Annotated in this window: 22 protein-coding genes; 8 read left to right on the top strand and 14 right to left on the bottom strand. The window is 60.1% G+C overall.

Going from position 1 to position 20,520, the window contains the following annotated elements; translation table 11 throughout:
* Nucleotides 1–179: 179 nt before the first annotated feature.
* Complete coding sequence (locus tag DARO_RS06175; protein WP_011286951.1) at nucleotides 180–980, top strand: phytochelatin synthase family protein; 801 nt, start codon at nucleotides 180–182, stop codon at nucleotides 978–980.
* Here DARO_RS06175 and DARO_RS06180 read toward each other — a convergent pair.
* The 11 genes from DARO_RS06180 to DARO_RS06230 all read right to left on the bottom strand — a co-directional run bounded on the left by DARO_RS06180 (nucleotide 977) and on the right by DARO_RS06230 (nucleotide 8,873).
* A complete protein-coding gene (locus DARO_RS06180; RefSeq protein WP_011286952.1) occupies nucleotides 977–1,519 on the bottom strand; it encodes a flavin reductase family protein in 543 nt (180 codons plus the stop codon). The genes DARO_RS06175 and DARO_RS06180 overlap by 4 nt on opposite strands.
* Nucleotides 1,520–1,575: 56 nt before the next feature.
* Nucleotides 1,576–2,070, bottom strand: coding sequence for a TPM domain-containing protein (locus DARO_RS06185; protein ID WP_011286953.1), 495 nt, complete (start codon nucleotides 2,068–2,070; stop codon nucleotides 1,576–1,578).
* 4 nt (nucleotides 2,071–2,074) lie between these two features.
* The gene (locus DARO_RS06190; protein WP_011286954.1) at nucleotides 2,075–2,920 is read right to left on the bottom strand and encodes a TPM domain-containing protein; all 846 of its coding nucleotides are present in this window, start codon (nucleotides 2,918–2,920) and stop codon (nucleotides 2,075–2,077) included.
* 6 nt (nucleotides 2,921–2,926) lie between these two features.
* Nucleotides 2,927–3,532, bottom strand: a complete 606-nt coding sequence (locus DARO_RS06195) for a LemA family protein (RefSeq protein ID WP_011286955.1) — start codon at nucleotides 3,530–3,532, stop codon at nucleotides 2,927–2,929.
* 138 nt (nucleotides 3,533–3,670) lie between these two features.
* Nucleotides 3,671–4,120: a MaoC family dehydratase gene (locus tag DARO_RS06200; protein ID WP_011286956.1), complete on the bottom strand. Its 450-nt coding sequence runs from the start codon at nucleotides 4,118–4,120 to the stop codon at nucleotides 3,671–3,673.
* Nucleotides 4,121–4,169: 49 nt separating this feature from the next.
* Nucleotides 4,170–5,114, bottom strand: coding sequence for a CapA family protein (locus DARO_RS06205; protein WP_011286957.1), 945 nt, complete (start codon nucleotides 5,112–5,114; stop codon nucleotides 4,170–4,172).
* A gap of 59 nt (nucleotides 5,115–5,173) precedes the next feature.
* The gene (locus DARO_RS06210) at nucleotides 5,174–5,566 is read right to left on the bottom strand and encodes a hypothetical protein (protein ID WP_011286958.1); all 393 of its coding nucleotides are present in this window, start codon (nucleotides 5,564–5,566) and stop codon (nucleotides 5,174–5,176) included.
* Nucleotides 5,567–5,663: 97 nt separating this feature from the next.
* Nucleotides 5,664–6,350: a YbaY family lipoprotein gene (locus tag DARO_RS21590; RefSeq protein WP_011286959.1), complete on the bottom strand. Its 687-nt coding sequence runs from the start codon at nucleotides 6,348–6,350 to the stop codon at nucleotides 5,664–5,666.
* Nucleotides 6,347–7,090 carry an arginyltransferase gene (locus DARO_RS06220; protein WP_011286960.1) on the bottom strand — a complete coding sequence of 248 codons (744 nt, stop codon included), beginning with the start codon at nucleotides 7,088–7,090 and terminating at the stop codon, nucleotides 6,347–6,349. The genes DARO_RS21590 and DARO_RS06220 overlap by 4 nt, the downstream gene beginning before the upstream one ends.
* A 2-nt stretch (nucleotides 7,091–7,092) precedes the next feature.
* Nucleotides 7,093–7,797 carry a leucyl/phenylalanyl-tRNA--protein transferase gene (gene aat / locus DARO_RS06225; protein WP_011286961.1) on the bottom strand — a complete coding sequence of 235 codons (705 nt, stop codon included), beginning with the start codon at nucleotides 7,795–7,797 and terminating at the stop codon, nucleotides 7,093–7,095.
* Complete coding sequence (locus tag DARO_RS06230) at nucleotides 7,794–8,873, bottom strand: ABC transporter ATP-binding protein (RefSeq protein WP_011286962.1); 1,080 nt, start codon at nucleotides 8,871–8,873, stop codon at nucleotides 7,794–7,796. The genes aat and DARO_RS06230 overlap by 4 nt, the downstream gene beginning before the upstream one ends.
* A gap of 30 nt (nucleotides 8,874–8,903) precedes the next feature.
* Between DARO_RS06230 and DARO_RS06235 the strand changes: the two genes are divergently transcribed.
* Entirely contained in the window at nucleotides 8,904–10,541 is a 1,638-nt protein-coding gene (locus tag DARO_RS06235) for an ABC transporter permease (RefSeq protein ID WP_011286963.1), read from the top strand.
* Nucleotides 10,542–10,565: 24 nt separating this feature from the next.
* On the opposite strand, the gene DARO_RS21595 is transcribed toward DARO_RS06235, so the two are convergent.
* From DARO_RS21595 to DARO_RS06250, 3 genes are all read right to left on the bottom strand, one after another.
* Nucleotides 10,566–11,138, bottom strand: a complete 573-nt coding sequence (locus DARO_RS21595) for an ankyrin repeat domain-containing protein (RefSeq protein ID WP_011286964.1) — start codon at nucleotides 11,136–11,138, stop codon at nucleotides 10,566–10,568.
* Between the two features lie 63 nt (nucleotides 11,139–11,201).
* Nucleotides 11,202–12,215, bottom strand: coding sequence for a Fe(3+) ABC transporter substrate-binding protein (locus tag DARO_RS06245; RefSeq protein ID WP_011286965.1), 1,014 nt, complete (start codon nucleotides 12,213–12,215; stop codon nucleotides 11,202–11,204).
* A gap of 116 nt (nucleotides 12,216–12,331) precedes the next feature.
* Nucleotides 12,332–12,841, bottom strand: coding sequence for a C40 family peptidase (locus DARO_RS06250; protein WP_011286966.1), 510 nt, complete (start codon nucleotides 12,839–12,841; stop codon nucleotides 12,332–12,334).
* Nucleotides 12,842–12,962: 121 nt separating this feature from the next.
* On the opposite strand from DARO_RS06250, the gene DARO_RS06255 reads away from it, so the two are divergent.
* From DARO_RS06255 to DARO_RS06280, 6 genes are all read left to right on the top strand, one after another.
* The gene (locus tag DARO_RS06255; RefSeq protein ID WP_011286967.1) at nucleotides 12,963–13,958 is read left to right on the top strand and encodes an oxidoreductase; all 996 of its coding nucleotides are present in this window, start codon (nucleotides 12,963–12,965) and stop codon (nucleotides 13,956–13,958) included.
* The gene (locus DARO_RS06260) at nucleotides 13,930–15,081 is read left to right on the top strand and encodes a diguanylate cyclase domain-containing protein (protein ID WP_198134106.1); all 1,152 of its coding nucleotides are present in this window, start codon (nucleotides 13,930–13,932) and stop codon (nucleotides 15,079–15,081) included. Before DARO_RS06255 ends, DARO_RS06260 begins: the two co-directional genes overlap by 29 nt.
* 49 nt (nucleotides 15,082–15,130) lie before the next feature.
* On the top strand, nucleotides 15,131–17,023 hold the full coding sequence (locus DARO_RS06265) for a propionate--CoA ligase (protein WP_011286969.1): 1,893 nt from the start codon (nucleotides 15,131–15,133) through the stop codon (nucleotides 17,021–17,023).
* A gap of 131 nt (nucleotides 17,024–17,154) precedes the next feature.
* Nucleotides 17,155–18,657: an exopolyphosphatase gene (ppx, locus tag DARO_RS06270; protein WP_041224243.1), complete on the top strand. Its 1,503-nt coding sequence runs from the start codon at nucleotides 17,155–17,157 to the stop codon at nucleotides 18,655–18,657.
* Entirely contained in the window at nucleotides 18,654–19,760 is a 1,107-nt protein-coding gene (locus DARO_RS06275) for an ABC transporter permease (RefSeq protein WP_011286971.1), read from the top strand. The genes ppx and DARO_RS06275 overlap by 4 nt, the downstream gene beginning before the upstream one ends.
* Nucleotides 19,757–20,512 carry an ATP-binding cassette domain-containing protein gene (locus tag DARO_RS06280; protein WP_011286972.1) on the top strand — a complete coding sequence of 252 codons (756 nt, stop codon included), beginning with the start codon at nucleotides 19,757–19,759 and terminating at the stop codon, nucleotides 20,510–20,512. Before DARO_RS06275 ends, DARO_RS06280 begins: the two co-directional genes overlap by 4 nt.
* Nucleotides 20,513–20,520: the final 8 nt, after the last annotated feature.

Here is a 20,520-nt window from a genome sequence, read left to right on the forward strand (position 1 = left end):
CCCCGATTTACGTGCTAAACGCGCGAATTGTTAGCTGCCTATGGCGTTTAGCATAGGGTTTTTAGCAGTTAAATGGCTTTGGGTAATTAAATCAAAGTGGGCAGGTCAGTGTCATTAACGGCGGCGATTGATGCCGATAGGGAGGCTAGAATAATGTCCCTGCTTCCGTGGAGAGATGAATGTCCTTGCTTGTCCGTATCCTATCCGCGCTGCTGATCGCGGGTACGCAGCTCCCCTTGGCGCTGGCCGACGACGCAACGGCGCCAGTAAGGATTCGTGCTCTCCTTCCCTTTGCTTCAGCGGAAGGCCTAGATCGATTGGCACGGGCTACCGCCCGCAGCGACTTCGCGCCTTTGGCCAATCAGTTTGAAGCCCAGGTGACGATTGCCTTCTGTGGCCCGACTTCTGCGGCCATTGTCCTCAACGCACTGGACCCGCAGGGGGCGGGGGCGCCCCGCGATCGCAGCCGCTTGCTGCCGGCAGATGCCCGTTATCTGCCTGAGAACCTGGAATTGACGGTGCGCCGGCACACCCAGGAAAGCGTCATCGCCACCGGCAGGAAAACAAGGGCACAGGTCTTTGGCGAGCCGTCCGAGATCAAGGGCAAAGTTCTCCGTGATGGTGGCTACCAGTTGCGCCAACTCGACGAACTGCTCAAAGCACACAACATGGACACTCGCCTAGTTATCGCGGACGAGCAGATGTCCGAGGCCGAGATTCGCCGGGACCTGATCGACAATCTCGGTCGCGCCGGGGACTTCGTGATCGTCAATTACCAGCGCCGGGCCGTTGGCCAGACCGGCGGGGGGCATATCTCGCCGCTCGGTGCCTATGATGCCGAATCGGATTCGGTGCTGGTCCTCGATGTCAATCCGAGTTATCACCCCTGGGTCTGGATGCCCTTGGCGACCCTCATCCAGGGGATGCGGACCAGGGATGTGGCGGAAAACCGGGGCTACATCCTGGTTCGGTCCCGCTAAACGCCGGGCGGAAGCTTGGCGGCCATCATCTTTTTTCGATCGATCTTGCGCCCGTCGACGATGAAGGTTCCGTCACCCACTGCGTGAACCGTGCGTTTTTCCTTGCGCTCGCTGTCGATGTAGGCGGCGACCCCCTCCAGCACGATGATGTTGTGCTTTTCGACGATGTCGATGACCTTGCATTCGATGTTGGCGAGGCATTCCTTGATCAGGGGTGGCCTGACGAGGCTAGCCTGCACCGGCGTTAGCTGGAACTTGGCGAACTTGTCGGTATCAGCCCCGGAGCAGGTCCCGATGCCAACGACCGTATCCAGCAGGTCGACGGTAGGAATGGCGATGACGCACTCACGATGCTTGCGCAACGCTGAGAAGGAGTAATTCCATTCCCCCGTGGTGATGGCGAATACCGGCGTGAAATCCATCACCATGGTCCACGAGATGGTCATGATGTTGTTTTTCTTCACGTCATGGGTGGTGATGAGGACCACCGGCCCCGATTCGATCAGGGTAAACGCCTTGCTCAGGTTCAATGCTTGCATGAGAGCACCTCTTGATAGTGATGCCTGGCTAGTGCCTTCAATATTACCCGTGAAATTCAGAGCAGCGTTGGCGCGTCGTCGAGTTCGTTCGGGTTGTCGCCGCTGGCCGGAAAGTGCCGGGTGAGCAGTGCCGTGATCCGCTCGATGGCGTCCACCATGCCGTGTCGGTAATTCCCGGCAGCAAACGCTGCTTCCATACGGCGGCAGATGGCTTCCCATTCACTTGGTGGGATCAGGGCGGAAATACCGTGGTCGGCAAGGATTTCGACCCGGCGATCGACCAATTGAACATAAACGAGGATGCCGTTGGCCTCGCGTGTCGCAGCCACGCCGAGCGACTGGAACAGGCTTGCCGCGCGGTCGCGGCAGGACTCTTCGCGGAGCAGGGCGCGGAGCGGTAGCGGGCCTTCGATGGCGATGCGGATTTCGCCGCGCTGCTTCGTTTCGGAAGCCTTGACGGCAGCGCCGATGGCCGCCAGATCGTCGGCCCGGAAGGCACGTCTGGCCCACCAGCCGGGCGATGAGAGGTGTTTGAGCAAGCGTGTCAGCATCGTTTCACCAGTTCCCCGAGGCGCCGCCGCCACCAAAGCCGCCTCCGCCGCCTGAAAATCCGCCGCCGCCCGATGAGCCACCGCCAAAGCCGCCGGGGAATCCGCCGCCTCCGCCAGAAGACCAGCCGCTACGGCCGAGGCGGATGAAGGAGAGCACGAAAGCGAGCAGGGCCGCACCACCGGCCAGGCCGAGCGAGGCGAAAAGCGTCCACGCCAGCCAGCCGGCGACGCCGGACACGGCCAGCGAACCGAGCAGGCCGAACATCGAGCGGATGACGCCGGCCATGAAGAAAACAATGAGCAGAAAAGTCAGGCTGTCACCGGGGTCGGCGCCGCTCGGGGCCGTTTGCACAACGGGGACGGGCAACGGTTCGCCGCGGATGACCTTGTCCAGTGTCGCCACGGTCGCCCGCAGGCCGCCGGCAAAATCGCCCTCGCGGAAGCGCGGCGCCATCTGTTCGGCCACGATGCGCTTGGCAATGGCGTCGGGAATGGCACCTTCCAGGCCGTAGCCGACCTCGATGCGCATGCGCCGGTCGTTCTTGGCGACGATGACAATCACGCCATCATCGACGCCCTTGCGCCCGATTTTCCACGCCTCGGCGAGGCGGATGCCGAATTGCTCAATGGTTTCCGGTTGCGTCGTCGGCAGCAGCACGATGGCGATCTGCGCGCCCTTGTCCTTTTCCAGCGCTGCCAGACTGGCTGTTAACCCCGCTTTATCCTCGGCCGACAGCGTGTCGGTCAGGTCGGTGACGCGCTCGGTCAGCACCGGCAGCGCCACCTCGTTGGCGCTCCAGCCGGACAGTGGCAGCAGCGCGAGCCAGAGAGCGGCGAGCCAGTGGAGCATCAAGACTTACTTGGCGGTAGCCGGGGTGTCGAACTTGACAACCGGCGGCGTCGAAATGGCCTTCTCGTCCTCGACCGTGAAATTGGCCTTGGGCTTGTAGCCCATGACCATCGCTGTCAGGTTGTTCGGGAAGGTGCGCACCGAAATGTTATAGACGCGCACCGTATCGATGTAGCGGTTGCGGGCCACGGTGATGCGGTTCTCGGTGCCTTCGAGCTGGGCCTGCAGGTCGCGGAAATTGGCGTCGGCCTTGAGGTTCGGGTAGTTCTCTGCAACGACCAGCAGGCGGGACAGCGCGCCGGAGAGTTCGCCTTGCGCCTTCTGGAACTTGGCGAAAGCCGCTTCGTCATTGACCAGTTCCGGCGTGATCTTCATGCCGGCGACGTTGGCGCGGGCCTCGGTGACGCGGGTCAGCACTTCCTTTTCATGGGCGGCATAGCCCTGAACGACGGAAACCAGGTTGGGGATCAGATCTGCCCGGCGTTTGTATTGGTTGAGCACCTCGGACCACGCGGCGTTGACACCTTCGTCGTTGATCTGGATCTGGTTGTAACCGCAGCCGGAAAGCAGGCTGGCGACGACGAGAAGGACGGAGTAGAGACGAATGCGCATGAAAGTGGCTCCCGAAAAATGGTTCGCTGCCAAGCATACCATCGTGATATTTCCGGTCGGATAAAGTTTGGTCGGGCCTGACGACTTCTACAGCCCACCAGAAAAAATGGTCAACATTGAAACCGGCACCCGGCCGTCTCAGGGCTTTTTCCGGCGCAGCAGGTGAATGACGATGAAGCTCAGCACCGCCTCGCCACGCTGGTTCACCGCCTGATATTTCAATCGCGCAATGCCACGATCCGGTTTCGAACTCGAAGGACGGACTTCCAGCACTTCGATCTCGCTATGCAGCGTATCACCGGGTCGTACCGGCGCCAGCCAGCGCAACTCGTCGATGCCCGGCGACCCCATGCTCGACTCGGCCAGCACGCCGGACTGGATGAACAGCCGGAAACAGATGGCCAGGCTCTGGAAACCGCTGGCGATCAGCCCGCCATACGGCGAGTTGGCTGCTGCGTTGGCGTCAAGATGGAAGGGCTGCGGGTCGTAGCGCCACGCGAAGTCGATGATCTCGGCTTCGCTCAGCGTCAGGCCCGGCGAAGTGAAGCGCTGGCCGGGAGTAAGGTCGTCGAGAAAACGGGTGTCCATGGCGTTCAGTCCTTTCCTTGTGGAGGCTGCTTCTGATGTCGTGCTTGCTTTACGGGTTCCGGCACTGCGCAAGCTGCGTATCGCCGGCCTTGCCGCAGGGGGTGAGGGCGCCGGGCACCAGGTGCGGGGTGCCGTTGTCGTCCATCTGCGCGGCCAGGGTGTCCCATTCCAGCACCCCGGTTTTGTCGAGCTTGAGGCGCAGGAGCCAGCCGCGCTGGGCACCAGGATAGTCGAAACCATCGAAGACGAAGTTGCCCAGGCTGTAGACGATCGGTTTGCCGTTGTAGATTTCGGCGCCTTGAGTGACGTGGGGGTGGCCGCCGACAACGAGGGCGGCGCCGGCGTCGATCATTTTGCGGGCCAGGGTTCTTTGCCGCTCGTCGGGGCGGCTTTCCTTTTCCCAGCCCCAGTGCATGAACGGGATGACCAGATCGGCGCCAGCGGCTTTCGCTGCACCAATGTCGGCGATTACGTGCTCGTCTTCGCTCCAGGCAACACCCGGCCAGTGGGCGCCAGCCTCGAAGGACCTGGGCTTGAATTCGTTGTAGCCGAGGACGGCAATACTGAGGCCATTTTTTTCGATCCACAGCGGCTTGTGCGCAGCGGTCAGGTTTTTCCCGCCGCCGAAATAGGCAATGCCCTGTGCATCGAGATGCTGCATGGTTTCGAGGAAGGCGGCGTGACCGTAGTCGCCGGAGTGATTGTTGGCCAGCGACACGGCATCAAAGCGGCCGCGCAGCACGTCCAGCGTGTTTGGCTTGGCGCGGAAGATGGCGACCTTGCGTGCATGGGGCTGGCCGCCAACGGCAACCGGACATTCGAGGTTGCCAATGCGGTAGTCGGCGGCGCTGAGCAGAGCAGCGAAGGGGGCGAGCGGGTCGCCGCCGGCTGCGATGGTCTGGCCGGGGCCGTCATCGAGCATGATGTCGCCGGCGAAGATCAGGGTCAGCGGGGCGGCTTGGGCAATGCTGGCGAGCAGGCAGAGCGCGGCCATGGCTGCTCCACGGAGCGAATTTCTGCGCGGGCTGGCCAAACGGAAAGGTCCGGTGATTTTCATGGCCGGTCTTTCAGTTCGCACCAGTATTGCAGTTCGCCATCGCGCACGGGTTCATAGACAAAATGCAGTCCGGTGAATCCATAACGGTCGTTGGTGCGGGGTGGGAGCGGGTAGCTGGTTTGATGGATCAGGACCGGGCCTTCGTCACGATCAACGTAGGTGTAGAGCTTGATGGCAGCGAGGTCGGCGGCTTGCGCTTGGTTGACGAGACGAAAGAGCAGGCGGGACCCGATGGCAATCGGTACTTCGCTGTAGGGCGAGGCGGTAGGCGCAGCTTCGATGGTCCGGGTTTCGCCGCCGTAGGTGAGGTGACAGGCGACCGTGTTGGCCTGGCTAGCCGAGGCGGTGGTGAGCAGAAGGCCGAGCAGCAGCTTAAGGTGCCACGGCATTCTGCAGGCTTCCTCTTTTGGGCGAATGCCGGAATCCGGAATGCTTGAAAGCCGGGCCGCCGGCTCGTTCCGGCGGGAGGGATTAATGCTGGCCACCTCAGCGTGCCTTGGCGCGGCTGGCGGATTTGAGAACGATTTCGACGGGTAATGCCTGCCCCTCGTGAAGCGTCGGGTAGGTCTGGCTGTTAACGAAGAGCAGGCGTCCCTTGTCCTCGATGCGGGCAGCGATGGCAAGGTGGGCCTTCTTGCCGAGCAGCGCCTTGTCTACCGTGGCCGAGAAGGGGATCGGCACTTGGGCACCGTTCAGTTCATAGCGTTGCTCGACCAGGGTTCTGGCTGGTGCTCCGGGGCGAGCGGTGTCCTGGATGCGGATGGTCAGGGTGGCGCCGGGTGGCAAGGCGATGCGGGCGAGGTAGGTGACGCTGCCGGTGATGTCGATGAAACTGCTGGCGGTCGGTTGTGCCACTGTCTGCGGGGTGGCCGGGGGAAGCGTGCCGCGCGTGCAGCGGCGGAGGTTGCTCTTGCCATCTTCGATCACGGCATTGTCGTCCTTGGTGTGCAGGCGAATATTGCCGCTGCGGTAAAGCGTACCGGAGGTGGAAGGAACTTGCGGCAGGGTCAGTGCTTCGTCAGCAAAATGCAGTGTGGCCTGGGGGCGCCCATCGGCATCGACCGAAAAGGAAATGTCGAGGCGGCTGCCGTTGTCGCAGGCGTAGGGAGTGCGTTCTTCGCTGGCTATTGCGCACAGCGGGAGGAGTAGTGCCAAGAGGTAACTGAGTTTCATGTTTTTTCGAGTTTGGGTAGCGCGAGCCAGTGGCCATCGATCAGGCCTTCAATGGGCTGAAACATCGCCTTGTAGGCCATCTTGCGACTATTGGCGATCCAGTAGCCGAGGTAAAGGTAGGGCAGGCCGAGGGCCTGACATTGGGCAGCTTGCCACAGGATGTTGTAGGTGCCAAAGCTGGCGTCTGGAATGTCCGGGTCGTAGAAGGTATAGACCGAGGAGAGACCGTCGTCGAGGACATCGATCAGGCTGACCATACGGATGCCTTCATCGTCGGAGAACTCGATCAGCCGGGTGTCTACACGACTTTGCAGCAGGAACTGGGCATATTGCTCATGACTGTCTTCGTCCATGCCGCCACCGGGATGCCGAGCTTGCTGGTAGCGGTTGTACAGCGCGTAATGCTCGTCGATATAGACCAAGGGCAATTCGCGGACGCGCAGCTTGGCATGGTGCTTCATGGCGCGGCGCTGGCTGCGATTGGGGCGCAACTCGGTCACCGGCAGGCGAACCGGAACGCAGGCCTTGCAGCCGTCACAGTGAGGGCGATAGGTAAAGATGCCGCTGCGCCGAAAACCAGTACGGATCAGCGAACTGTAGATTTCGCTGTCGATCAGGTGAGCCGGGGTTGCCACTTGCGAACGGGCCTCGCGGTCGGGCAGATAGCTGCACGGATAGGGCGAAGTGGCGTAGAACTGCAGCAGCGAAAAGGGGAGGGCGGCGTCGTCGGGTTGGGCCATGTCTATCTCGCCGGGTCAAGCGGGTCGGTCGACCAGACTGTGCGTGGACTGCCGGATGCGGTCAAGGCTGACAAGCGGGCCTGAAACGCATCTCGCGGAATCTCTCTGCCGCCGAGCGAGGCCAGGTGGTCGGTGTACATCTGACAGTCGATCATGCCGAATTGGTTGTTCACAAGATAATCCACCAGATGGGCGAAGGCGACCTTGGAGGCATCGGTGCGATGCGAGAACATCGATTCGCCGTAAAACATGTGTCCGATCGCCAAGCCATACAGCCCCCCGACCATCACACCTTCTTCGTAGGTTTCGACCGAGTGCGCCCAGCCGAGTTCATGCAGGCGGGTATAGGCGTGTTTCATTTCCGGCGAGATCCAGGTGCCATCCTGGCCGGGGCGGGGGGTGCTGGCGCAATTGGCCATCACGCCACGGAAGTTGCTGTCGAAACGGACTTCGAATTTACCCGAGCGCAGGGTTTTCTTCAGCGAGCGGGTCAGCCGAAATTCTTCAGGAAAGAGAACCATGCGCGGGTTCGGGCTATACCACAAGGGCTGTCCTTCCACCGTGCCCCAAGGGAAAATACCGCGCCGGTAGGCGTCGAGCAGGCGGTCCGGCTGCAGATCTCCGCCGACGGCGAGGAGTCCTCCCATGTCTTCGCGAGCCATTTCGACCGGCGGAAAGAGGTCGAGCGGGCCGAGGTAGGGAATCATGCGTGTTGGTCGTTCAGCTTCTTGAAGGCAATGACATGATCGGCGTCGAGCCGGATGCCGATTTTTTCGCCAATCGCATGATTGTGGTGCGAAGGAACCAGCGAGAGCACTTCGGCGCCACTCTTCAGGCGTAGCGAATAGAGAATGTCGGCTCCGCGGAAAGCCTTGTGCAGCACTTCAGCCTGCAAGGGGCTGCGATCGTCGTGCACGATGTCATCGGGGCGCAGCAGGACATCGACCTCGCAACCGTCGCCGCAATTGGCGCAGGTTTCACTGCATTCAACCGCAATGTCGGAAACCAGCTGGCCGAGTTCCATCTCGACATTGGTGCCGCCAGCAACCACGCCGGGTAGTAGTACGCCCTGGCCGATGAAGTCGGCAACGAAACGGTTGGCTGGCCGGTGGTAAAGGTTGTAGGGCACATCCCACTGCTGGATGCGGCCTTCGTGCATGATGCCGATTTCGTCGGCCATGGCGAAAGCCTCGTTTTGATCATGGGTGACCATGATGGCGGTCGAACCCTCGCGCTTGAGAATTTCGCGGACTTCAACCGAAAGTCGTTCACGCAAACCGACGTCAAGGTTGGAGAAAGGCTCGTCGAGCAGGATCAGTTCCGGCCGTGGTGCCAATGCACGGGCCAGTGCCACGCGTTGCTGCTGGCCGCCGGAGAGTTCATGCGGGTACTTGTTGCCCTGGCCATGCAGGCCGACGGTGGCCAGCAATTGCCTGACGCGTAGATGGGCATCCTCGGCCGGCTTGCGCCCCAGGCCGAAAGCCACGTTTTCCTCGACGGAGAGGTGAGGGAAGAGCGCGTAGTCCTGAAAAACCATGCCGATCCGCCGTTTTTCCGGGGCAACGCGTTGCCCGGCGCGGCTGACGACTTCGCCGCGCAGGCTGATCTCGCCCCCGGAAATGTCTTCAAAGCCGGCGATGCACCGCAGCAGCGTGGTCTTGCCACACCCCGACGGGCCGAGCAGGCAGGCAATGCTGCCACCTTCGAGCCGGAAATTCACGCCATCGACAACGGTGTGCTTGCCGTAACGCTGAACGACGCCACTGAGTTCAAGTTGAGCCATAGCGGTCGATTATAATTCGCATTCACAATCATGCGCATCGCCTACTTTTCCCCGCTGCTTGCTGTCGGACTCATTGTCGCCCTGCTCGCCGGTTTGCCGGTGGCCAGTGTCGGACTGAACCTGTTCGTTGGCGGAACGAGCGAGACCTGGGCGCATCTGGCAGCGACGGTATTGCCGGAATACATCAGCAATTCACTGTGGCTCTGCCTCGGGGTCGGTTGCGGGGTCGGAGTCGTTGGTGTGGCCACCGCCTGGCTGACGGCGATGCATGACTTTCCCGGGCGCCGCATTTTCGAGTGGGCGCTGGTCCTGCCGCTGGCCGTGCCGGCCTATGTCATGGCCTACGTTTATACCGACTTTCTGCAGTTCGTCGGGCCGGTGCAGACCGTGTTGCGCGAGACTTTCGGCTGGCAGTTTGGCGACTACTGGTTTCCGGACATCAGGACGCTGCCCGGCGCCATTCTGATGTTCGTCAGCGTGCTTTATCCCTATGTGTATTTGCTGGCTCGCACCGCGTTTCTCGAACGCGCCAGCGGCATGCTGGAAGCGGCACGCACGCTGGGCATGGGGCCGTGGCGGGCATTTTTTTCGGTGTCCCTGCCGCTGGCTCGACCAGCCATTGTCGCCGGGGTGGCGCTGGCGCTGATGGAAACACTGGCCGACTACGGCACGGTTGCTTATTTTGCGGTTAATACCTTTACCACTGGCATCTACCGCGCCTGGTTTTCGCTTGGTGACCGGGTGGCTGCGGCTCAACTGGCCGCCATGCTGCTCGCCTTCGTGCTCTTCCTGTTGATGGCTGAGCGCGTTTCGCGGGGGCGGGCGCGCTATCACAACACCACGAACCGTAGCCGGCCGATGGCCGGTGCCCGGTTGCGCGGCCCGGCGGCCGTTTTGGCCACGCTGGCTTGCGCCGTGCCCTTGCTATTGGGCTTCATCGTACCGGCCACCTTGCTGCTGAAAATGGCCTTGACTGACGGAGATGCCCAGTTCGGGGAGCGTTTCCTGACCCTCTCCCGCAACAGCTTCGTGCTGGCCGGCGCAACGGCCGCCATCGGTGTGCTGCTGGCGCTGCTGCTGGCTTATGGTGCCCGGCTGTCGAAAACAACTTTTGCCAATGCGCTCAACCGCCTGGTTGGGCTCGGTTATGCGGTGCCCGGGGCGGTCATCGCTGTCGGCGTGCTGATTCCGGTGACCCGGCTCGATAACTGGCTGGCCGGACAATGGGAACAATGGTTCGGCCATAACCCCGGCCTGCTGCTGACCGGGGGCATCGCGGCACTGATCTACGCTTACCTCGTCCGTTTCCTGGCGGTGGCCCTGCATACGGTCGAATCCAGTCTGGCAAAAGTTACGCCCAGCATGGATGATGCCGCCCGCAGCCTGGGATTGGGGCAGGCTGAAACCTTGCGTCGGGTGCACGTGCCCATGCTGCGGGGCAGTCTGTTTACGGCCGGTTTGCTGGTATTTGTCGATGTGATGAAGGAGTTGCCGGCCACATTGGTCATGCGCCCATTCAATTTCGACACGCTGGCAACGCAGGCCTACACCCTGGCCTCGGATGAGCGTCTGGCCGAAGCGTCGACGGCGGCCCTGGCGATTGTGGCGGTGGGCTTGCTGCCCCTGATTGCCTTGTCACGCCAGATTTCGGCCGTACGACGCCAGTAAGCGCAAGACGCTCCGCCGACTTGTTTAGCTGCCGCTTTTGGGTGGAGTTAGGGGAAAATCAATCGCGTCATGTTCCTCAAGGAACATCAGGTCCATGGATAGCGCGTTGGTTTCCGTGCCATAGACTTCTGCAGCATCGTTGTTGATGCTTGGGGCGGGCGGGATTTCGGTTCGCGTAAACTCGATGCTGTTGTCCGGCACCGGTTCCGGGAGGGAAGGGGCTATGGCCTCAACCGGCAAAGGTTCGCTGGTGATATCGAAAATACCAGGATCAATCGCGAGGCCTTCGGGAATCGCCGCCCCTTGCTGAAGCAGCAGGGCGACGATTTCGTTGTGTTCATGTCTCAATGCCAGGCGAAGCGGCGCACCCGGGCCATCGCTGGCGGCAGCGTTCGGGTTGGCGCCGTGGGTCAGAAGTTCGCGCACGATCGCCAGATTGCCTTCGAAACAGGCAGCCCGCAACGGCAGGCCTCGGCTACCGTGCATGTCGGGCTCTTCAATGTCTGCACCTTCTTCGAGCGCGTTGATGACCCCACTGAGTCGTCCGGCACGGATGGCTGCGATCAGCTTGCTTGCGGTGGGTCCCTTTTTGGTCATGTTTCCAGGCTATCTCGACAGTTTTTGGATTGTAGGCAATCACCCATACTTTGGCGAGTCAGCTTATTTGAATCCGACGCGGTCGAAAATGATCTGCGCCTTGCTCTGGTACATGGCCAGGTTTTTGACCGGCAACTGGTCAGCCTTGAATTTGCCGAGTGACTCCAGGGCCGGATTGGCTACCTTGACGCTATCGACGGCCGGCCATTCGTTGTTGCCATCGGCGAAATAGCGTTGTGCCTGATCGGAGGCCAGGTATTCCAGGAATTTGACGGCGGCTTCCTTGTGTGGCGCCGTCCTGAGCATGCCGCCGCCGGAGACGTTGATGTGAGCGCCGTTGCCGCTCTGCTCCGGCCAGATGACGCCGACTTTTTCCATCAGCTTGATCTCTTCGGGTTTGGTCGAACGGAGCAATCGGGCCACGTAGTAGGTATTGGAAATCGTTACCCCACACTCGCCGACAGCCACCGACTTGATCTGGTCCGTATCGCCACCTTTGGGGGCGCGGGCAAAGTTGGCGACCATGCCGCGGGCCAGTTCTTCGGCCTTGCTCTCACCTTGGTGGGCGATGATCGATGCCATCAGCGACAAATTGTAGGGATGGGAGCCCGAACGGGAGCAGAGCTTGCCCTTCAGCTTAGGATTCGCCAGGTCGGCGTAGTTCTGCACGTCTTCCCGTTTGACTGAGGCCTTGTTGTATACGATGACGCGGGCGCGGGTTGAAAACGAGAACCAGTCTTCGGTACGCAGGTGGGCCGGAATCCTGGTTTCGAGAAGTTTTGAGGCCAGCGGAGCGAACAGGCCAAGTTCATGTGCCTTGGCCAGGCGGGCGGCATCAACGGTCAGGAATACATCAGCCGGGCTGTTCAATCCTTCGTTCCTGATCCGCTCAAGCAATTCATCTTCCTTGCCTTCAATGCGGTTGATCCTGATGCCTGTTTGCTGCGTGAAGTTGGCGTAAAGTGCTTCGTCCGTCTGGTAGTGGCGGGCGGAGTAAAGATTCAGAATCTTGTCTTCGGCCGTGGCTGATTGGGCCAAAGTGATAACGGCGGCGATCAGGACTGGTCTAAGCTTCATGCGGCAACTCCGGATGTCTTTGAGAATCGCCCCAGTTTACTTGCTGACACGGCTGTTGTGGACGAGAGTGATTGCCTTGATTGGACGTAAAAAAAGCGGCTGTTTAGCCGCTTGGTTCAGTTGACTTCGAGAATTCGTCGCGCGCCGTTGTAGCGCTGCATCCAGTAACTGCTTTCCATGTTCTCGACGCGAACTTCAGCGCCAGTGCGTGGCGCGTGCAGGAAGTGGTTGTCGCCGAGATAAATGCCGACGTGCGAGAAGGTGCGGCGCATCGTATTAAAGAAGACCAGATCGCCCGGTTTGAGTTGGCTGGAGTCGATCTGCTGGCCAACTTCACTCATTTCGCGAGCGGTACGCGGCAAGGAGGCGCCGATGCTGTCCTTGAAGACCAGACGAACAAAACCACTGCAGTCAAGACCGCTGCTTTCGTCGTTGCCACCAAATCGGTAGCGGACGCCGACCAGCTTCAGACCTTGCAGGATTACATCCTGAGCGACGTTGGTGTAACGTTCCAGAAACGACTGCTGCTCTTCCGGTTTGCGTGCCAGTTCAGCCGCGGAGGACGCGCTGATCCCGCCGACGAGCAGCGAGAAGGCAAGCAGAAGGGAGGCCGTTACTTTTTGCATAGCCGCGAAATGTATTTGAAAAACCGCTGACTGTAAAGAAGCTGAAAAATTCGGGTACTGCAACTATGTTCATCATTCGTAATTATGAATACAATTTCTCCCCCTATGAGCGAGGTGATCTATGGGTTCCTTCAAGGCACTGCTGATTGAAGAGCACGACGGTAAGGTAAGCAGTGGCTTCGTCCAACTGGATGAGGGCCGGCTTGATGCCGGTAATGTCACGATCCGCGTCGCTTACTCAAGCATCAATTACAAGGATGCACTGGCGGCAACCGGTGCAGGCAAGATCATTCGACGTTTCCCTTGTGTCGGCGGCATCGATCTGTCCGGCACGGTCATTGAAAGCGGTGATCCACGCTTCAAGCCCGGTGACCAGGTGATTGCGACCAGTTTTGATATCGGTGTCGCGCACCATGGCGGCTATGCCGAAATTGCCCGGGTTCCCGGCGACTGGGTTGTTCCGTTGCCGGCCGGGTTGTCGCTTTATGAGGCAATGGCGCTGGGTACTGCTGGTTTTACCGCGGCGCTGGGTGTTGTGCGCATGGAAGAGAATGGCCTGCGCCCGGAAAAGGGGCCTGTCATCGTGACCGGGGCAACCGGCGGTGTCGGTAGCCTAGCAATCGATATGCTCGCGAGAACTGGCTATCACGTGGTGGCGCTGACCGGCAAGGAGTCCGAAGCTGATTACCTGCGTAGCCTTGGGGCGGCTGAAGTATTACTGCGCCAGAGTCTCGATCTGACCAAGATTCGTCCGCTTGACCGCGCGCGCTGGGCGGGAGCCGTCGACAATCTGGGCGGTGACGTGCTGGCCTGGATTGCCAGCACCATGGAGCAGGGTGGCACGATTGCCAGCATCGGCTTGGCGGCCAGCATGTCGCTGAATACCACAGTAGCGCCTTTTATCCTGCGTGGCGTTTCCTTGCTCGGCATTGACTCCGGCTATATCCGGGAGCCCTATCGCAGCGGTGTCTGGCAGCGTTTGGCCACCGATTTGCGCCCACCGCATCTGGCCTCCATGTCGCGTCGTATTCCTTTTGACGACTTGCCGGCAACCTTTGGTGAATACATTGCCGGGCGCGCCAAGGGGCGTGTGGTCGTGGAAATTGCCGGAGGTTGATGTGGCCGAGTTGCCGCACATCCTGATCGTCGATGATTCCAGAGTGGTGCGGAGGTCCCTCATCCAGCATTTGCAGGGGCAGTATGATGTCCGGGAAGAGAGCGACGGCGAGGCGGCATGGCAGACGCTGGTTGTCGATCACTCGATCAAGGCGGTGATTTCCGATCTGCAAATGCCCAAGTTGAATGGCTATGAGCTGCTGGAGCGGGTACGTTCCTCCAAACTTCGTCGCTTGCAGCAATTGCCGTTCATTCTGGTTTCCGGTGAAGAAACTGAGGAAGAGCGAGTCAGGGCAAAGGAGTTGGGGGTTTCGGATTTTGTGACCAAGGGCGCGGGGGGCACGGAAGTGCTGACCCGTCTGAATAATTTGCTGGTCTTGACCAGCGTGCAGGAAAACCGCGAGGCTGATCGCGAACGCCTGGTGCAGGATCCGGTGAGCGGTTTATTCACAAGAAAATATCTGGAACTTCAGACGGCGCAAGCCTTGTCGCATTCGGCACGGCATGGTGTTGATGTCAGCGTGATGGTGCTTGGTTTTGATGGTTTTGCCGGCCTGCGCGAACGGCTGGGTGAGCAGGTGGCCGACGAGATTGGCAACCGTTTCGCCAAGATGCTGGCTGGGAAGATGCGTCAGGAAGATAGCCTGGGGCATTTCGGACACGGGCAGTTTGCCGTCGTTTCGCCGGGGACGGCGCCGGCTTTTTGCGCGACGTTTGCCGAGCGAGTACGCGAAGCGATCGAGGCGGCACGTCTGTCGGTGCAAGGGCAGACCGTCGCGTTGACGGTCAGTATTGGGTTGGCTAGCTTTCCCTCCGATAAGGTCGATTCAGCGGCGACCTTGCTGGATCTGGCCGGAGAGCGCATGCAGAAGGCCATGCGGGCTGGCGGAAATCGAACTGGGTCAGGCGGTATTCTGCCGGCGACGCGGCCGATTTCCCTGCATCACGCCGTAGAGCTGTTGGCGGCAAATCGTCCGGGGCCGGTAATTCCGCACCTTCCGGCTTTGGCCGAGCAGCTTCTGCCCTTGCTGAAACTGATGGATCAGGAGTTGGAGTTGGATTTGGCTCTGCCACTGGCGGAGATCGAATACCGTTTGAGTGAACGGAAGTCTCAAAAAAATTAATCCGTTCTGTGTTTTTGTTGTGCAGGAAAACTTAGCTAGAGGGAGCTTTATGGCGACGTACAAGGAGTTTCACCAGTATTCCATCGAAAAACCGAATGAGTTCTGGACCGAACAGGCTCAACTTATCGACTGGAAAGAACCGTTCACCCAAGTCTGCGATTATTCTCGCCCGCCGTTTGCCAAATGGTTTGTCGGTGGCAAGACCAATCTGTGCCATAACGCGGTTGACCGCCATGCGGCCAAGCGCCCGAACGACCGTGCGCTGATCTTCATTTCGACCGAAACCGACGAAGAAACTGTTTACAGCTTTGCCGAGTTGCAGCGCGAAATTGAGCGCATGGCGGCGATTTACCAGAGCCTCGGTGTCAAGAAGGGCGACCGCGTCCTGATCTACATGCCGATGATTGCCCAGGCGACCTTTGCCATTCTCGCTGCAACGCGTATTGGCGCCATCCACTCGGTGGTGTTCGGCGGCTTTGCTTCCGGTTCGCTGGCCACCCGTATCGACGATGCCAAGCCGACGCTGATCGTTTCTTCCGACGCCGGCATGCGCGGTGGCAAGGCTGTGCCGTACAAGCATCTGCTCGACGAAGCCATCGACCTGGCTGAACACAAGCCGGCCAAGGTGCTGATGGTTGATCGTGGTCTGGACAAGGCTTTCAACAAGGTGGCCGGTCGTGATGTCGACTACGCCACCGAGCGCGCCAAGTTCATGGATGCCAAGGTGCCGTGCGAGTGGCTGGAGTCGTCCGAGCCGTCCTACATCCTCTACACCTCGGGCACGACCGGCAAGCCGAAGGGCGTGCAGCGCGACACCGGTGGTTACGCCGTGGCACTGGCTTCGTCGATGAAGCACATCTACTGCGGTGGCGAGGGCGAAACCTTCTTCTCCACCTCGGACATCGGCTGGGTGGTCGGTCACTCCTACATCATCTATGGCCCGCTGATCGCCGGTATGGCCACCGTGATGTACGAAGGCACGCCGCTGCGTCCGGATGCTGGCATCTGGTGGCAGATCGTCGAGAAGTACAAGGTGACGGTCATGTTCTCGGCGCCGACCGCCGCCCGCGTGCTGAAGAAGCAGGACCCGGCCTTCATGCACAAGTACGACCTGTCGTCCCTGAAGCACGTCTTCATGGCTGGTGAGCCGCTCGACCAGCCGACCCACGAGTGGTTCCAGAACGAACTGCAGAAGCCGGTTATCGACAATTACTGGCAGACCGAAACCGGCTGGCCGATGCTGGCTTCGCTGCCGGGTGTCGAAAAGACCCCGATCAAGTTCGGTTCTCCGTCCTTCCCGGTTTACGGCTACAACCTGCAGATCTTCCGCGAAGACGGCTCGGTTTGCGGCGCCAACGAGAAGGGCATCGCTGCCGTCATCCCGCCGCTGCCGCCCGGCTGCCTGTCCACCGTCTGGGGTCAGGACGATCGTTTCGTCTCGACCTACTTCACGCTGTTCAAGGATCCGCTGGTTTATTCCTCCTACGACTGGGCGATCAAGGACGACGACGGTTACTTCACCATCCTCGGCCGCACCGACGACGTGATCAACGTTGCCGGTCACCGTCTGGGCACCCGTGAAATTGAGGAAGCCATCCAGAACCATCCGGCAATTGCCGAAGTGGCCGTGGTTGGCGTCGAGGACAAGCTCAAGGGGCAGGTACCGATGGCGTTTGCCGTTGTCAAGGATGCCTCCAAGCTTGCTACCCCAGAGCTGATCAAGGCCCTGGAGAAGGAAGTGTTCGGCACGGTCGACAGCATTCTCGGTGCTATTGGCCGTCCGGCTCGCGTCCATTTCGTGACCGGTCTACCCAAGACTCGCTCCGGCAAGATGCTGCGCCGTTCGTTGCAGGCGCTGGCCGAAGGCCGCGATCCGGGCGATCTGACGACCATCGACGATCCGTCGACCTTGGAGCAGATCAAGAGCGCGCTGGCCAGCTAATCGCGTCTTGTGCTTGAACTAAGGCCCGCCGATGAAAATCGGCGGGCCTTTTTATTGCGCCACTTTAAGAATCCGGCTCGGGGGCGGGTGTTAGAATGCCCGCCAGTCCTACCACTCTGTCGTTTACGTTGATGATTTACGAAACCGTCGCTGCTGTCGATCTGGGTTCCAATAGCTTCCGCCTGCAGGTTGGGCGTGTGGTGGATGATCAAATCTATATTCTGGATTCCATGAAGGAGCCGGTTCGCCTGGCTTCCGGCCTGACTGCCGACAAGCGGCTGGATACGGCGGCTCAGGTACGGGCGATCGATGCGCTGCGTCGTTTTGGCGAACGACTGCGCGGACTCGACAAGGGCGCCGTTCGCGCCGTGGCAACCAATACCTTGCGAGTGGCCAAGAATGCGGTCGAGTTTCTGCCGTTGGCCGAGGAGGCGCTGGGCTTCCCGATTGAAATCATCGCTGGTCGCGAAGAAGCCCGTCTGATTTATATCGGTGCATCGCATTCGTTGCCCATGGTTTCGCACAAGCGATTGGTTGTCGATATTGGTGGTGGTTCGACTGAATTCATCATCGGCAAGCGCCATGAGCCGCAGCTGATGGAGTCGCTGTACATGGGCTGCGTCAGCTACACGCAGCGTTTCTTTCCGGATCGCCGGATCGACAAGAAGCGGCTGCGTGAGGCACAGGTGGCCGCCGCCAAGGAAATTGAACTGATTGCCCACGACTACCAGCGCCTTGGCTGGAAGGAGGCAGTTGGCTCCTCAGGTTCGGCGCGGGCGATTGCCGATGTGCTGGAACTGAACGGCATGAATCCGAACGGCGAAAGCGGCATTACCCGGGTGGGGCTCGACAAGCTTTGTGCCCTGCTGATCAAGGCGGGTTCTGCCGAGGCGCTTGATTTGCCCGGCATCAAGGGCGATCGTCTGCCGGTGTTTCCTGGTGGCGTGGCCATCATGTCGGCGATTTTCGAGGAACTCAATATCGAGCGCATGTCTTATGCCGACGGCGCTTTGCGCCTTGGCGTACTCTATGATTTGCTCGGTCGCTTTCATCATCATGACATGCGGGATTCAACCGTGTCGCAATTTCGGCGCCGTTATCAAGTCGAAGGCGATCAGGTCGAGCGGGTCGAGGCGACAGCGTTATCGGCGTTGACCCAGTTGTCAGAAGGCACGCCATCGGAATCGGATGTCCAGTTCCTGTCATGGGCTTGCCGCTTGCACGAAATCGGTATCTCCGTCGCTCACAATGCCTATCACAAGCATGGTGCCTACGTTCTGACTTACGCCGATATGCCGGGTTTTTCCAAGAAGGATCAGGCGCGGCTGGCCATGCTGGTCCTTGGGCACCGAGGCAAGCTTGAAAAGCTGGGGGCGGTCCCGGCGGACGATAGTGCATGGAACCTGATTTTTTGTCTGCGCCTGGCGGTCTTGCTGCACCGGACCCGCGATGATCGAGCGCTTCCTGCATGGCGTGTCGTGCGCAGCGGCAATGGTTTTCTGCTTGAATTACCGGCTGACTGGTTAGCGGCCAATCCCTGGACTGCGGCGGCTTTTGGCGAAGAGTCCAGTGTCTGGAAGCAGATAGGGCGGGATTATGTCTTCAAGTCCAAACCGGTAAGGAAGCCTGCATGAGCGAAATTCCCCGCTTGCGAGTCGAGCCGGGGAAGGTGGTGCTCTCCGGCGCATGGACGCTTGCGGAAATGCTGCCGATGTTGTCATTTTTGCAGGCGGAACTCACCAATCAGTCACACCACACCAGGCATTGGGATTTGTCCGCGGTGACGCGCCTGGATAGTGCGGCCGCGGTACTGCTGTGGCGGACTTGGGGTGGGCAGTGGCCAGCCAGTCTGGATGTCGATGAGATGCATCGGGCGGTCCTGGTGCGCGTTGCTGAGCTGCCACGCGAAATGCCGGAGCAAGTCTTGCCTCGCGTACACCTGCCGGAGTTTATCGGGGTCCTTTTGTTCAAGGCGCTGGCCAATGTGCGCGGCATGGTTGCCCTGTTTGGCCAATTGCTGCTCGACTGTGCCTATCTGTTTCGTCACCCGAAGGACGTGCCGTGGCGGGAATTTACCTCCAATGTTTACAAGGCCGGTGCGTTGGCATTGCCGGTTACCGCGCTGGTTGGTTTCCTGATTGGCGTGACGATCAGCTATCTCTCGGCGCTCCAGTTGAAGAGCTTTGGCGCTGATTTGTTCATCGTCAATATTCTCGGGATCTCAATCATTCGTGAACTGGGTCCGGTGCTTGTCGCGGTACTGGTGGCCGGGCGTTCCGGCTCGGCGATGACGGCGCAGATTGGCGTGATGCGGGTGACCGAAGAAATCGATGCCTTGTCGACAATGGGGATCTCGCGCAGCATTCGTGTCGTTTTGCCCAAGGTGTTCGGATTAACCGTAGCCATGCCGCTTCTGGTGCTGTGGACTTCGGCCGTTGCCTTGTTTGGTGGAATGCTGGCTGCGCTAATGCAGCTTGACCTGTCGCTGATCTACTTTCTCGAGAACCTGCCCAGGGCAGTGCCGGTCGCCAACCTGTTCATTGGTCTGGGCAAAGGGCTGGTGTTTGGCTTTGTCACCGCTGTGGTGGCCTGCCATTTTGGCTTGCACGTCAAACCGAATACCGAAAGCCTGTCGGCTAATACGACCAGCGCGGTGGTGACGGCGATCACCTCTGTCATTTTGGTTGATGCAATTTTTGCGATCTTCACTCGGCAGATCGGGGTGCCACAGCTATGAGCCAGCCGCCGGTCATCGAACTGAGCGGCGTGACGGCCAGTTTTCGCGGACAAATGGTGCATCGCGATCTGGCCTTGCGGGTGGAGGAGGGCCAGATCGTTGGACTGCTTGGCGGTTCCGGGAGCGGCAAAACGACGCTGCTGCGCGAAATCCTTGGCTTGTTGCGGCCGGATACAGGCATCGTCCGTCTATTCGGCGTCGACCTCAACGATCCGGATGTCGTTCTGCAACGGGATGTGCGGCGGCGTCTAGGGATGTTGTTTCAGCACGGCGCATTATTTTCCGCCTTGTCAGTGTTCGACAACATTGCTTTCCCCTTGCGCGAACTTCGTTGTCTTGATGAGGATTGGATACGACGGCTGGTCCATCTCAAGCTGGCGATGGTCGGTCTGGAGGAAGTGCATGGCAAGCAGATGCCTGCCGAGTTGTCAGGCGGGATGGTCAAGCGCGTTGCGCTGGCCCGGGCGCTGGCACTGGAGCCTGAACTCTTGCTGCTCGATGAACCGACGGCCGGCCTCGACCCGGATCGCAGCCAGAATTTTGTCGAGCTGGTCGGCAATTTGCAGCGCGAACTTGGCCTGACGGTGGTCATGGTCACCCATGACCTCAATACCCTGGCCGGACTCGCCACCCATGTGGCCGTCCTGGCTGATCAACAGATCGTTGCCTTTGGCACAAGGGCCGAAATCATGACGGTCGATCATCCCTTCGTCACCGGCTTTTTTGGCGCTGATCGCCGGAAACTGCTTTAATCGCTAAT

Source organism: Dechloromonas aromatica RCB, from assembly GCF_000012425.1.